The following is a 12,339-nucleotide window of genomic DNA, read 5'->3' as shown; positions in this document are numbered from 1 at the left end:
GCGCTGGCGGCCTCGCCGCCGCCCTGGGCCAGCTTGGCGACCTTGTCGCGCAGGTCGTCGACCAGGGCCTGCATGGCGGCCGCGTTGGACTTGAAGTCCTCGCCGCGCGGATTCAGTTTGCTTTCGATGTTCGGCATTCGGGTTCCTCTTTTTGTAACGCGCCGTCTCCGGCGCGTGTTGTCTATTCGGGGAAAGTACCGTCTACGTAATACCAGCGCGGCCCCTCGGGGGAGGGCTCGCGCAGAAAGCGGCTGACTTCATGCAGGCGCTGGCCGCGTCCGTTCACGCGAAACCTTGCGACAAACTCAACAAAATCCTCGTTCTCTGCTTTACGTTTACGTAAACGTAAAGCAGATTTTACCTCAAGTCCCAGCCATTGCAACTTTTCTTCCTGGCCGATGACGGGTTCGGCGGGGCGGGTGCTGGCGTGCCAGGTCGCCTGCAGATAGGCCTCATTGCCCAAAGTATAGGCAGTGTAGCGCGAACGCATCAGTTTTTCGGCGGTTTCCGGCAGGGCCGCGCCGTCTATATAGGGACCGCAGCAGGAGGAAAGCGCCGGGCCACCGCAGGGGCAGGCCGGGGATTTGGACTTGGACATCGTGGCAGGGGGACGGCGGACAATCCCGCAATTATCCGTCATAACGGGCCGCCCCGCCTTAGCGGTGGCCAGTTTTCGCCTGCCGGCGTGACCGCCGTGTCACGACCATTGCGCAATTAACAATACGCGACGTACGGGCTGGGCTGACGCGAGCACGAGAGACTTATGGCGGGGGCGGGAGCACATCCGCAATTACTCCGTTATGCATTGTATAAGGCACGTGAACTTGGCTCGCGCCGAAATCGCGCGGATTACGCGTGATTATAGTGCGTCCAGTGACGTTGGCGGTCGCACCGATGATTGCGTCAGGCAGTGGTATATAAGGACGTCTTTGAAGGCTGGCGCCACGAATCGCCGCTGCGGCACGCGCAATGAGGTCGTCCGTATGGATAATTTCTATCGGATAGTTAGCAAGAAGTAGATCGAATTCCATCATCTCGGCCGGTGTCATCTTGGCGGCTGCCTCCATCCAGGTAATCACACTGATCGCCGCATCCTGATAGTTGGCCATCTCTTCAATGGCCTCCCGATGATTGTTCAGCGCATCGATAATGATGTTGGTATCAAAGAGCGCTAACGCCATTCGGCCCGCATCTCTTCCTGATATTCGAGCCCGTCCTTGGGAATATCGGTGCGGTCCTTCCAAAGACCCAATATCTTGCTCGCGACGGCGAGTCTTCGCTGCCGGTCTGGATCGGCAAGCTGCGTGGCTTGGGCATTGGTGCTGACTTTCAATACCAAGCTTTTTACATGGGCAGTCACCACCTCTTCCGGCGCCATGTTTCCCGCCTTTGCAATGGCGGAAAGCTGGGCCATTTCGCTATCGCTTAGTGTTACGGTTATATGCGCCATGACACACTCCCAGTCGGCAAACTTTGAGCCTAGTGTAGCGCAGTTCGCAGACTATATACTCTGCGAACGGCTAAGCCGCCAGCGTCAACCCATCCATCGCGAACGGCGTCGACTTGCCCCGCATCAGGTCGGCCAGCAGGGCGGCGGTGCCGCAGGCGAAGGTGAAGCCCAGCGGGCCGTGGCCGACGTTGAGCCACAGGTTGGGATAGCGCGTGGCGCCGATGATGGGCGCGCTGTTCGGCGTGGCGGGACGCAGGCCGGCCCAGGCCTCCACCCTGCCGTAGTCGGCGGCGGACGGCATGGCGGCGCGCGCCAGGCGCATCAGCCCTTCAATCCGCTCCGGGTCCAGGCTGATGTCCTCGCCCACCATGTCGACCATGGCGGCCACCCGCAGCTTGTCGCCGATGCGCGCGTACAGCACCTTGCGCTCGAAGTCGGTCACGCTGATTTCCGGCGCGCGGTCCTGCGCGCGGATGGGCGCGGTCAGGCTGTAGCCCTTGAGCGGGTACATCGGCAGGTAGATGCCGGCGCCGGCGGCCAGGGTCCTGCTCTGGATGCCGGCGGCCAGCACGAAATGGTCGGCCCCGATCGCGCCCTCGCTGGTGTGCAGCGCCGAAATCCGGCCATGCCGGGCGAGCAGGTGCCGCACCTCGGCGCGCAGCACGCCGCCGAAGCGCGGATGCGCGCGCAGGCGCCGCTCCAGCGCCAGGCAGAAAGCGTGGCAGTCGGCCACCGCCTCGCCGCCGTTGTGGATGGCGCCCGCCAGTTCCGGTCCCAGTTCGGCCAGCGCCGGTTCCATGGCCACCGTTTCGGCCGCCGACAGCACCCGCCGGCCGCCTTCGGCATCGGGGCGGGACACGGCGGCGTCGAACACCGCGCGCGAGCGGTACACCACCAGCTTGCCCGATTCGCGCCAGGCGAATTCGGACAGCGGCAGCGACAGTGCCAGCTGCGCCATCGCGTTGCGGCTGAGTTCACCGAGCTCCAGCAGCTTGGCGGTGGTGCGGCGGTTTTGCTCGCCGGTGCAGTTGGCCAGGAAGCGCGCCAGCCAGCGCCATTGGCGCAGGTCCGCCTCGGGACGGAAACGCAGCGGACCGTCTTGCTGGAACAGCCAGCGCAGCGCCTTCATCGGCACGCCGGCGTCCGCCAGCGGCGACACGTAGCGGTAGCTGAGCTGGCCGCCGTTGCGGTAGCTGGACGCCGTGCCCACCGCCTCCGCGCGCTCCAGCAGCGTCACGCGGTAGCCCGCCTCCAGCAGCCACCAGGCGGAAGCCAGGCCGACCACGCCTCCGCCGATGACGAGCACCCGCTGATTGCTCATTTCCCCCGCCCTTCGGCGCATACCCGGAACCATGTCATCGCGATGCTCCCAAGTTTGAAGGCTGGCCCTGAACCCCGGTGACGCGGCTCGGTAGGCGGCTCAGTCGGCGGCTCAGTCGGCCCTGCCCAGCACCGCGCGGCGGTACAGCGCCGTAAGGATGAGCTCCTCGCTGCGCACCAGCGCCGAGTACTGGCCGGGATACAGTTCCGGGTCCGTGCCGAGGCCGCCGATCAGCGACACCAGCCCGTTGCGCCGGTCCAAGTCTACTGCGAACGTGGAAACCAGGCCATACGCTTCACCCAGGTGGCCGGCGGCGCCGAAGCCGCCGCCTTGCACCAGGCGGTTGCCCCGTCCCGGCGTGTCGATGAAGCGCTGGGCGCCCAGGCCCCAGCCGTGGTACAGGCCGCGCAGCGTGTCGCCGTTGCCTTCCTTGTGCGTCCATTGCTCGCTGAACATCAGCGCGATGGTCTCCGGCTTCAGGATGCGCTTGCCCTCGTGCTCGCCCTTGTTCATCAGCATCAGCATGATCCCGCCCAGGTCCGCCGCCGAGATGCGCAGGCCGCCGGTCGGACTGAACAGCGTGCCGTTGCCGCCGACGGCGTATCGCGCCAGGCCGGGCGGGGCGGCGGGCGGCTTCGCGCCGAAATCGTCGGCCTGCGCGATCCACGGGCCGGACGGGTCCCAGGTCTCGGTGTCGGTGCCGCGCTTGCGGTACAGCGTCGCCGTGTTCGCCACTTCCTCGGCGGTGAATTCGGCGGTGTTGTAGCCGCCGCGCAAGCCCAGCGGCGCCAGCAGCAAGCGCTTCATCAGGCGGTCGAAGCGCTCGCCGGTGACCCGCTCCATGAGCGTGCCGATCACGCCCCAGTTCAGGTTGCTGTAGCTGAAATAGCCGCCCGGACCGGCGCCGCTCGCCCACATGGCGCCGCCGGGGGCGAACACGTCCGCCAGCCGGGTGTCCGCGCCCCAGAAGTAGCCGGCGTCGTCGCGCAGCGAAGAGGTGTGCGTGAGCAGATGGCGCAAGGTGACCGCCCGTTGCGGGAAGTGCGGATTGCGCAGCGGGAAGCCAAGGTGAGGGCCGGCGTCGGCGTCCAGGTCCAGCCTGCCTTCCTCCACCAGGCGCATCAGGCCCAGCGTGGTCGCCATCTTGGAGATGGACGCGATGCGGAACAGGGTGGCCGCCGTCACGGGCTCGGCGGTGGCGACGCGGCGCAGGCCGAATTGCCGCTCATACACGACCTTGCCGTCGCGTATCGCCAGCACCGACAGGCCCGACAGCGGACGCCGCCCGTCCTCGACCACGGCGGCCAGTTCCCGGTCCAGCGCCGCGATGGCGGACGGGCCCGCCGCCGACGCCGGCATCACCGGCGCGCCGCCGCCGCCCGCCAGCAGCCATCCCAGCGCCGCGCGCATGCCAGATCCCATATGATTTCCTTGTTCCGTACGGTCATGCCATTCAGCATAGGGCCATGCGCCAGCGGGCGCCAATGAAAACCCGCGGCCGGCCCATAAGCTGTTGTCACGCATAGGCAGTATAGTTTCCTGCAACTAAAAACCAGCGCGATTCGGCCATCGCTATTACACTGGAGGCTGAGGAGATCGAGTATGAGCCACACCAGCGTTGAATTCCAAGCTGACGCACAAGACAATTCGCCGCTGTACATGCAAATTGCGCGCAAACTGAGCGACGATGTGCGCAACGGCCGCTACCAGGTCGACCAGGCGCTGCCATCGGAGCGCACCCTGTCCGAATTGCTGCACGTTTCACGCGTCACCGCCCGCAAGGCCATCGACCAGTTGGTCGACCAGGGCCTGGTGGTGCGCCGCCGCGGTTCCGGCAACTACATCGCGCCGCGCATCGAACAGCCGCTGTCCAATCTCACCAGCTTCTCCGAGCAGTTGCAGCAGCGCGGCTACACGCCCGGCTCGCGCTGGCTGAAGCGCGCCATCGTCAGCGCCAGCGCCGATGAACAGATGAGCCTGGCGTTGTCGCCCAACAGCAAGGTGGCGCGCCTGGAACGCCTGCGCATGGCCGACGACGTGGTGATGGCCTACGAGGTCAGCGTGCTGCCGCAGAGCGTGGTGCCGAGGCCGGAATCGATCGGCGACTCGTTGTACGCCTTCCTCGAATCGACCGGCAAGGCGCCCGCGCGCGCGCTGCAGCACATCCGCGCCATGAACGCGTCCGCCGAACTGGCTCGCCAGCTGGACGTGCCGGAAGGCCAGGCCGTGCTGTTCATCACCCGCATCGCCTACCTGGAGTCCGGCGAAGCGGTGGAGCTGACGCATTCCTATTGCCGCAGCGACCATTACGATTTCGTCGCCGAGATGCGCCGCGCGCCCGGATAAGCCCGCGCCATGCCCGCGCATCGCGCTTCCGTGGCCGCGTACGCTTGACCCGTATTTGGTACTACACTGGTTTCATCGTATCCTGAAAGACAGATGACGATGCTCAAAACCGAGACACCCAGCCAGCGGCACGCGCTGCTCGATCAATACGCCGACGACGAACTGGTCGGCGCCTTCCTGGACGACCAGCTGGAGGCGGTGGAGGCCGTGCGCCGGGCCGCGCCGCAAATCGCCGCCGCCGTCGCCGCGGCCGTGCCGCGCATGCGGGCGGGGGGACGCCTGATCTATGTGGGCGCGGGCACCTCCGGCCGCCTCGGCGTGCTGGACTCGGTCGAACTCTATCCCACCTTCTCCTGGCCGCACGAGCGCGCGGTGGCGCTGCTGGCCGGCGGCGCGGGCGCCATGTTCAAGGCGGTCGAGGGCGCCGAGGACGACCGCGCGCAGGGCGCGGCCGACCTGCGCGCCGTCCAGCCACAGGACCGGGACGTGGTGTTCCTGCTGGCCGCGTCCGGCGGCACGCCCTATGTGTTGGGCGCGCTGCACGCGGCGCGCGCGGCCGGCGCGCTGACCATCGGCATCGCCAACAACACGGACGCGCCGGTGGCGCGGGAGGCCGAGATCGGCGTCACGCTGGACACGGGCGAGGAGGTGATCTCCGGCAGCACCCGCCTGAAGGCCGGCACTTCGCAGAAGATCGCGCTGAACACCATTTCCAGCGCGCTGATGGTGCGTTTGCACAAGGTGTACGGCAACCTGATGGTAGACTTGAAGGCCAGCAACGCCAAGCTGGTGCAGCGCTCGGTGCGCCTGACGATGCACGCCACCGGCGTGGACGAGGCCACCGCCCGCGCCACGCTGGAACAATGCGATTTCCACGTGAAGGTCGCGGTGGTGGCGCTGCTCAACGGGCAAAGCACCGCCGAGGCGGAAGCCGCGCTGGCGCGGGCGCAGGGCAGCGTGAGGGCGGCGCTGGCGGGATAGCATCAAGGCAGGCATCAACGACGCAAAGGACGGAATGGAAGCAGCGCATCAACGTAGTCCCTGGTGGTGGATCCCCACCTTGTATTTCGGCCAGGGCATACCCTATGTCGTGGTCATGACGCTGACGGTGGTGATGTACAAGAACACCGGCGTTTCCAACACCGATATCGCGCTGTACACGGCCTGGCTGTACCTGCCGTGGGTCATCAAGCCGCTGTGGTCGCCCGTGGTCGAGCTGTTCGGCACCAAGCGCGTCTGGATCGTGCTGTTGCAGCTGCTGATAGGCGCCGCGCTGGCGCTGGTCGCGCTGACGACCAAACTGCCCGACTTCTTCCAGGTCAGCCTCGCCGTGCTGTGGCTGCTGGCCTTCAGTTCCGCCACGCACGACATCGCCGCCGACGGCTTCTACATGCTGGGCCTGCGCCAGCAGCAGCAGGCCGCGTTCGTCGGCGTGCGCAGCACCTTCTACCGCCTGGCCATGATCTCGGGGCAGGGCGGCCTGGTCTACCTGGCCGGGCAGATCAGCGAACGCACCGGCGACCCGAGGCTGGCCTGGAGCGTGGTGTTCTTCGTACTGGCCGCGCTGTTCATCCTGATGTGCGTCTACCACCAGTTCATGCTGCCCAGGCCGGCGGCCGACGTGCGCGCGCCCGCCGGCCGCCGACTGTTCCGCGAGTTCTTCGACACTTTCGCCAGCTTCTTCCGCAAGCAGGGCATCCTGGTCACGCTGGGCTATTTGCTGCTGTTCCGCCTGGGCGAGGCGCAACTGCTGAAGCTGGCCGTGCCCTTCCTGCTCGACCCCGCCGACAAGGGCGGCCTGGGCCTGACCACCTCGCAGGTGGGCCTGGTCTACGGCACCATCGGCATCAGCGCGCTGACCCTGGGCGGGCTGCTGGGCGGCTTCCTGATTTCGCGCTACGGCCTCAAGCGCTGCCTGTGGCCGATGGCGTTCGCCATCCACATCCCGGACCTGGTGTTCGTCTACCTGTCCACGGCGCTGCCGCAGAACATCTACCTGATCTCGGTGGCCATGGCCGTCGAGCAATTCGGCTATGGCCTGGGTTTCACCTCCTACATGCTGTACATGATCATGGTGGCGGACGGCCCGCACAAGACGGCCCACTACGCGATCTGCACCGGCTTCATGGCGCTGGGCATGATGCTGCCCCAGATGGCCAGCGGCTGGATCCAGCAGATGCTGGGCTACCAGCACTTCTTCCTGTGGGTCTGCCTGGCCACGATTCCCGCCTTCGCCATGACCGCACTGCTGAAAGTGGATCCCGCTTTCGGACGCGAGGGATGACGCTACAATACGGGCGCTCCAATTGAATCGAGGTATGGTTTTGAATCAGAAAAAGCGGCTTACCCTGACCGCCGGCGCCGCGGCCGCGCTGGCCACCGTGCTGGCGGCCTGCTCCAGCACTCCCACGGTCCCGCTGACGCCAGCCGGCACCACGCCGGGACCGGTGGACGGGCCCAGGCCCAAGCCGGCCCCGGGTCCGGGGCCGGCGGCCACGACCGGCCCCGTGCCGCCGCCCGCGCCGCGCGAATTCCGCGCCGCCTGGGTGTCCACCGTCGCCAATATCGACTGGCCCAGCCGCGCCAACCTGCCGGTGGCCAAACAGCAGGCCGAGGCCGTCGCCATCCTGGACCGCGCGCGGGCGCTGAACCTGAACGCCATCGTGCTGCAGGTGCGGCCCAGCGCGGACGCGATCTACCCGTCCGAGCTGGAACCCTGGACCGAATACCTCACCGGCCAGCAGGGCAGGGCGCCGTCGCCCATGTACGACCCGCTCAAGTTCTGGATCGACCAGGCCCACGCGCGCGGCCTGGAGCTGCACGCCTGGTTCAACCCCTACCGCGCGCGCCACGCCACCGCCAAGTCCGCCCCGTCGCGCGACCATATCTCGCAGACCAAGCCGCAGACGGTGAAGACCTACGGCCGCTACCAGTGGATGGACCCGGGCGAGGCCGACGCGTCCAGGCACACGCTGGACGTGATCCTGGACGTGGTGCGCCGCTATGACATCGACGGTGTCCACATCGACGACTATTTCTATCCCTACCCCATCGAGGCGCCGGGCGCCAGCGGCGCCGAAACGGCCGCGCTGGAAGGCACGCCGTCGGCGGCCCGGCCCGAACTGGAGTTCCCGGACCAGCCGTCCTGGCAGCGCTACCTGCTGGGCGGCGGCAAGCTGGACCGCGCCTCCTGGCGCCGCCAGAACGTCAACCAGCTGATCGAGGCGATGTACACCGGCATCCGCCGCGAAAAGAGCTGGGTGAGGGTGGGCATCAGTCCCTTCGGCATCGGCCGCCCGGACCGCCGCCCGCCCGGCATCCTCGGCTTCAGCCAGTACGACAAGCTGTACGCGGACGCCGAGCTGTGGCTGAAGAACGGCTGGCTGGACTACCTGGCGCCGCAGCTGTACTGGCCCATCGCCCAGCAGCCGCAGGCGTTCGACGTGCTGCTCGACTACTGGCTGCGCGAAAACACGCGCGGCCGCCACGTGTGGCCGGGGCTGTACACCAGCCGCATCGACAACAGCGCCAAGTCCTTCGACGCGGAAGAGATCGTCAAGCAGATCGGCGTCACGCGCAGCCGGCAGGGTCCGGGTTTGAACAGCGTTGGACACGTCCATTTCAGCATCGCCGCGCTGATGCAGAACCGCAAGGGCATCAGCGACCAGCTGAAGGCTTCCAGCTACACCAGCGCCGCGCTGATCCCCGCAACGCCCTGGCTGGGTTCCGAGGCCCCCGCCGCGCCGAAAGTGGGCGCCCGCCGCGGCCCGGCCGGGCTGGACCTGAAACTGAGCGCGGGCAAGAGCGCCACCCAATACGCGATCTGGGCGCGCTACGGCGAGGAATGGCGCTTCAGCCTGGCCTCGGCGGCGCGCGGCGACTACACGCTGTCGGACGAGAACGGCGTGCAGGCCGGCGCCGTGGTGGTCAGCGCGGTCGACCGCCTCGGCAACGAAAGCGAGCGCGTCGCCGCCCAGCTGTAGAACGCAGCGAGCCGGCGCCCCGCCGCACCCGCGGCCTCGCCCCATCTGTGGCAGGGAGCGCGCCGTCGGCTTGGCAAGTGCCTGGTTTGCGCAGCAAGCCAGGTACCGCACCCGCGGCCTCGCCCATACGCTTGCACGGAGAACGCGGCCGCGCCGTACGTGGCAGCTCGCCACAACTCAATGTTTCATTTAAATAAGCCCCAATCCGTTTTACACTAGACAGCTATGGGTAAAACCACCTCCGAAACAACACTGGGCCTGGGCATCGACGCCGGCGGCACGCAAACCCGCTGGGCGCTGGCCGACGCCGCCGGGCGTGTCGCCGCAGAGGGCAGCGTGGCCGGCCTGTCCGCCCTGCAAATGGCCACCCCCGCCGGCCGCGACGCCGTGCGCGACACCTTCGCCGCCCTCGCGCAGGACGTGCTCGCCAGCGGCAAACCGCTGCGCGTGTGCGCCGGACTGACCGGCTTCGGCGGCGAAAGCGAACTGCTGGCGCAATGGCTGGCCGAACTGCTGGGCATCGCCCCGACCGCCGTGACGGTCTCCAACGACATCGAAATCGCCTACCTGGACAGCTTCCAGCCCGGCGAAGGCTACCTGGTCTACGCCGGTACCGGCTCCATCGCGGCCTACATCGACGAGGCCGGCGTATTCCACCGCGCGGGCGGACGCGGCGTGACCCTGGACGACGGCGGCGGCGGCTTCTGGATCGCCCGCGAGGCGATGCGCCGCATCTGGCGCCGCGAGGACGAGGAGCCCGGCGCGTGGCGGGACTCGCCGATGGCGCGCGCCGTGTTCGACCACGTGGGCGGCAGCGACTGGTCCCATTCGCGCCAGTTCATCTACGGCCGCGAGCGCGGCGAAGTGGGCAAGCTGGCGCTGGCCGTGGCCGCCAGCGCGCGCGACGACCAGGCCGCCCGCACCATCCTGCAGCAGGCCGGGCGCGAACTGGCCCGCCTGGCGCTGGCGCTGGTGTCCCGTTTCGGCGCGCGGCCCGTGGCGCTGGCCGGGCGCGCCGCCGAGCTGCATCCGCTGATCGCCGAGACAATGCGTGCTACGCTTCCGCCTGAGCTGACGCTGCGCCGCAAAACGGCCCAGCCCCATTTCGCCGCCGCCCGCATGGCCGCGCAACCCAAGCACTGACCGGAGATCCCGTTTTGAAGAAATTCCCGCTCGCCACCCTCGCCATCCTCGCGACCCTGCTGGCCGGCTGCGCCACGCCGCCGCCCCCGCACCTGGACACCAGCCTCACCGCGCGCGGCCAGAGCAGCCGGGTCAAGTTCATCATCCTGCACTACACGGTGGCGGACCTGCAGCGTTCGATCAAGATCCTCACCGAGCAGGAAGTCAGCGCCCACTACCTGCTGACCGACACCGACGAGCCCAAGTTCTACGCGCTGGTCGACGAGAACCGCATGTCGCACCACGCCGGCGTGAGCAGCTGGAAGAACTTCTCCAACCTGAATCCGGCCTCGATCGGCATCGAGATCGTCAACGCGGGCTACACGGACACGCCGCAGGGCCGCGTCTACGCGCCCTTCAAGCAGGCGCAGATGGACCAGCTGATACCGCTGCTCAAGCAGATCGCCGCCCGCCACCAGGTCCCGCCGCAAAACATCCTCGGCCACGCCGACATCGCGCCCCAGCGCAAGCAGGACCCCGGTCCCAGGTTCCCGTGGCGCCAGCTGGCCGACGCCGGCCTGATCCCGTGGCCCGACGCGGGCCAGGTGATGGCCCAGCGCTCGCTATTCGACGTGCAACTGCCGGACATGTTCTGGTTCCAGAAAAAGCTGGCCGAGCACGGCTACGCCGTGCCGCAGACCGGCGTGCTGGACGAGGCCACGCGCAACGTGCTGTTCGTGTTCCAGTCCAAGTACCGCCAGTCCAAATACGACGGCGAGCCGGACGCGGAAACCGCCGCCATCCTGGACGTGCTGACCCGGCCCGCGTCGCCACCCGCGCCCCAGCCGTCCCCTGCGCCGGTCCCGGTCCCGGTCACGGTGCAGTAGCGGAGCCGGCGATGCCGCTGCGCCATATCGAAGTGTTCCACGCCATCATGGCGGCCGGCCACGCGCCCTTGTCGCACGGCGCGCGGCAACCTGTCGACAGCACATGCGCCGCCGCCCGCGCCTGTCTGGACCGGGGGCACTGATGGGCAATACGGTCCGCATCGAGGACGTGCCCGGCCATGCGGACTACCGCCACCTGGGCGGCATCGCCGGCATAGGCGTGGACCTGCGCTACGCCACGCCGGACAACTTCGTCGGGCGCGACCTGTATTCGCCGCTGGACTGCGCCTGGCTGCACCGCGACGCCGCCGCCGCGCTGGAGCGGGCCGTGGCGTGGCTGGCCGAGCGCAATCCAGGTTACAAGCTGCTGGTGCTGGACGCCTTGCGTCCCCAGCGCGTGCAGGAGCAGCTGTGGGCCGCGCTGCAGGGCACGGACCTGCTGGGCTACCTGGCCGAGCCTGGCCGCGGCTCCATCCATTCCTTCGGCATGGCGCTCGACATCACCATCCTCGACGCCGACGGCCGTGAACTGGACATGGGCACCGGCTTCGACGACCTCACCGAGCGTTCCCACCCCGCGCTGGAAGGCGAGATGCTGGCCCGGGGCGAGCTCACGACGGCGCACATCGCCAATCGCCAACTGCTGCGCGGCGCCATGTTCCAGGCCGGCTTCGTCGGCATCAACAGCGAATGGTGGCACTTCGATTGCGGCGACCGTGTGCTGGTACGGCAGAGCTATACGCGAGTACTCTAGCCTTGCACTTAAGCTGTAAGGCCAGCTCGTATGAATTGCGTTGATGAACACACTGATCGCCGCGAATACCGGTTACCTTCGCGCTGGGATCAGCGCAATTTTGCCACGCGACTTAGGAGGGATCTTATCCGTCTGGGTCATCCATATTTTCAGAAAATAGGGTTTACAACAAAAGAACGCTGGCAACGATAGGATCTTGGCTAAGTGTCGAGTCCCGTTTGATCATAAACACGTTTAACGAATAATTCGGGCTTCTGCCGCTGCCATTCCTTGAGCGCTTGGATCGGTGTCCTGGTGCCGATGGCGCGTTGTGGAATATGGTGGTTGTAGAGCTTGAGGTAGTTCAGCAAAGTCGTCTCCAGATCGGCCCTGCTATCGAAACGAGTCTGCCGCAGCAGTTCGTTAATCCGGCCATTAAACCGCTCCACCATGCCATTGGTTTGTGGATGACGCGGCGGCGCCAGGCGGTGCTCGAC

Annotated in this window: 13 protein-coding genes and 1 pseudogene; 8 read left to right on the top strand and 6 right to left on the bottom strand. The window is 67.3% G+C overall.

The features are described 5' to 3' along the window. Positions 1 to 181 precede the first annotated feature (181 nt). The 5 genes and pseudogenes from BM436_RS35185 to BM436_RS35165 form a co-directional block, all read right to left on the bottom strand. Entirely contained in the window at positions 182 to 598 is a 417-nt protein-coding gene (locus BM436_RS35185; RefSeq protein WP_093561584.1) for a YchJ family protein, read from the bottom strand. Positions 599 to 761: 163 nt separating this feature from the next. Beyond that, positions 762 to 1,181 (bottom strand): PIN domain-containing protein, encoded by a 420-nt coding sequence (locus BM436_RS35180; RefSeq protein ID WP_093561583.1) that lies wholly within the window; start codon positions 1,179 to 1,181, stop codon positions 762 to 764. Next, entirely contained in the window at positions 1,172 to 1,450 is a 279-nt protein-coding gene (locus BM436_RS35175) for a hypothetical protein (RefSeq protein ID WP_143133495.1), read from the bottom strand. Before BM436_RS35175 ends, BM436_RS35180 begins: the two co-directional genes overlap by 10 nt. Positions 1,451 to 1,520: 70 nt before the next feature. Beyond that, positions 1,521 to 2,810, bottom strand: a pseudogene (locus BM436_RS35170) (D-amino acid dehydrogenase); the annotation flags it as partial. A 72-nt stretch (positions 2,811 to 2,882) separates the two neighbouring features. Next, complete coding sequence (locus BM436_RS35165; protein ID WP_093561580.1) at positions 2,883 to 4,193, bottom strand: serine hydrolase domain-containing protein; 1,311 nt, start codon at positions 4,191 to 4,193, stop codon at positions 2,883 to 2,885. A 180-nt stretch (positions 4,194 to 4,373) separates the two neighbouring features. On the opposite strand from BM436_RS35165, the gene BM436_RS35160 reads away from it, so the two are divergent. From BM436_RS35160 to BM436_RS35130, 8 genes are all read left to right on the top strand, one after another. Further along, on the top strand, positions 4,374 to 5,117 hold the full coding sequence (locus BM436_RS35160; RefSeq protein WP_093561579.1) for a GntR family transcriptional regulator: 744 nt from the start codon (positions 4,374 to 4,376) through the stop codon (positions 5,115 to 5,117). A 99-nt stretch (positions 5,118 to 5,216) separates the two neighbouring features. Further along, complete coding sequence (locus tag BM436_RS35155) at positions 5,217 to 6,098, top strand: N-acetylmuramic acid 6-phosphate etherase (RefSeq protein ID WP_093561585.1); 882 nt, start codon at positions 5,217 to 5,219, stop codon at positions 6,096 to 6,098. A 34-nt stretch (positions 6,099 to 6,132) separates the two neighbouring features. Beyond that, entirely contained in the window at positions 6,133 to 7,401 is a 1,269-nt protein-coding gene (locus BM436_RS35150; protein WP_093561578.1) for an MFS transporter, read from the top strand. Between the two features lie 34 nt (positions 7,402 to 7,435). Further along, positions 7,436 to 9,100 (top strand): glycoside hydrolase family 10-like protein, encoded by a 1,665-nt coding sequence (locus BM436_RS35145; protein ID WP_093561577.1) that lies wholly within the window; start codon positions 7,436 to 7,438, stop codon positions 9,098 to 9,100. A 225-nt stretch (positions 9,101 to 9,325) separates the two neighbouring features. Beyond that, positions 9,326 to 10,243, top strand: a complete 918-nt coding sequence (locus BM436_RS35140; RefSeq protein ID WP_093561576.1) for an N-acetylglucosamine kinase — start codon at positions 9,326 to 9,328, stop codon at positions 10,241 to 10,243. A gap of 14 nt (positions 10,244 to 10,257) precedes the next feature. Then, the gene (locus BM436_RS35135; protein ID WP_093561575.1) at positions 10,258 to 11,109 is read left to right on the top strand and encodes an N-acetylmuramoyl-L-alanine amidase; all 852 of its coding nucleotides are present in this window, start codon (positions 10,258 to 10,260) and stop codon (positions 11,107 to 11,109) included. Between the two features lie 11 nt (positions 11,110 to 11,120). Next, positions 11,121 to 11,252 (top strand): hypothetical protein, encoded by a 132-nt coding sequence (locus BM436_RS38405; RefSeq protein ID WP_259741458.1) that lies wholly within the window; start codon positions 11,121 to 11,123, stop codon positions 11,250 to 11,252. Next, a complete protein-coding gene (locus BM436_RS35130) occupies positions 11,252 to 11,863 on the top strand; it encodes a M15 family metallopeptidase (protein WP_093561574.1) in 612 nt (203 codons plus the stop codon). The genes BM436_RS38405 and BM436_RS35130 overlap by 1 nt, the downstream gene beginning before the upstream one ends. Positions 11,864 to 12,063: 200 nt before the next feature. On the opposite strand, the gene BM436_RS35125 is transcribed toward BM436_RS35130, so the two are convergent. Continuing rightward, on the bottom strand, positions 12,064 to 12,339 hold a 276-nt coding region (locus tag BM436_RS35125), incomplete at its 5' end, for an integrase core domain-containing protein (RefSeq protein ID WP_143133494.1).

This window comes from Pseudoduganella namucuonensis, assembly GCF_900116645.1.
In the GTDB taxonomy this organism is placed as follows: Bacteria; Pseudomonadota; Gammaproteobacteria; order Burkholderiales; family Burkholderiaceae_D; genus Rugamonas; species Rugamonas namucuonensis.
Note: the sequence above shows the minus strand (reverse complement) of the source record. Positions and strands in the feature narration are given on the sequence as shown.

What these genes read in the sequence shown, in the direction of transcription:
- BM436_RS35155 (WP_093561585.1), top strand. Translation starts at nt 5,217, where the DNA reads ATGCTCAAAACCGAGACACCCAGCCAGCGGCACGCGCTGCTCGATCAA.
- BM436_RS35140 (WP_093561576.1), top strand. Translation starts at nt 9,326, where the DNA reads ATGGGTAAAACCACCTCCGAAACAACACTGGGCCTGGGCATCGACGCC.
- BM436_RS35185 (WP_093561584.1), bottom strand. Translation starts at nt 598, where the DNA reads ATGTCCAAGTCCAAATCCCCGGCCTGCCCCTGCGGTGGCCCGGCGCTT.
- BM436_RS35165 (WP_093561580.1), bottom strand. Translation starts at nt 4,193, where the DNA reads ATGGGATCTGGCATGCGCGCGGCGCTGGGATGGCTGCTGGCGGGCGGC.
- BM436_RS35145 (WP_093561577.1), top strand. Translation starts at nt 7,436, where the DNA reads ATGGTTTTGAATCAGAAAAAGCGGCTTACCCTGACCGCCGGCGCCGCG.
- BM436_RS35130 (WP_093561574.1), top strand. Translation starts at nt 11,252, where the DNA reads ATGGGCAATACGGTCCGCATCGAGGACGTGCCCGGCCATGCGGACTAC.
- BM436_RS35180 (WP_093561583.1), bottom strand. Translation starts at nt 1,181, where the DNA reads ATGGCGTTAGCGCTCTTTGATACCAACATCATTATCGATGCGCTGAAC.
- BM436_RS35160 (WP_093561579.1), top strand. Translation starts at nt 4,374, where the DNA reads ATGAGCCACACCAGCGTTGAATTCCAAGCTGACGCACAAGACAATTCG.
- BM436_RS35175 (WP_143133495.1), bottom strand. Translation starts at nt 1,450, where the DNA reads ATGGCGCATATAACCGTAACACTAAGCGATAGCGAAATGGCCCAGCTT.
- BM436_RS38405 (WP_259741458.1), top strand. Translation starts at nt 11,121, where the DNA reads ATGCCGCTGCGCCATATCGAAGTGTTCCACGCCATCATGGCGGCCGGC.
- BM436_RS35150 (WP_093561578.1), top strand. Translation starts at nt 6,133, where the DNA reads ATGGAAGCAGCGCATCAACGTAGTCCCTGGTGGTGGATCCCCACCTTG.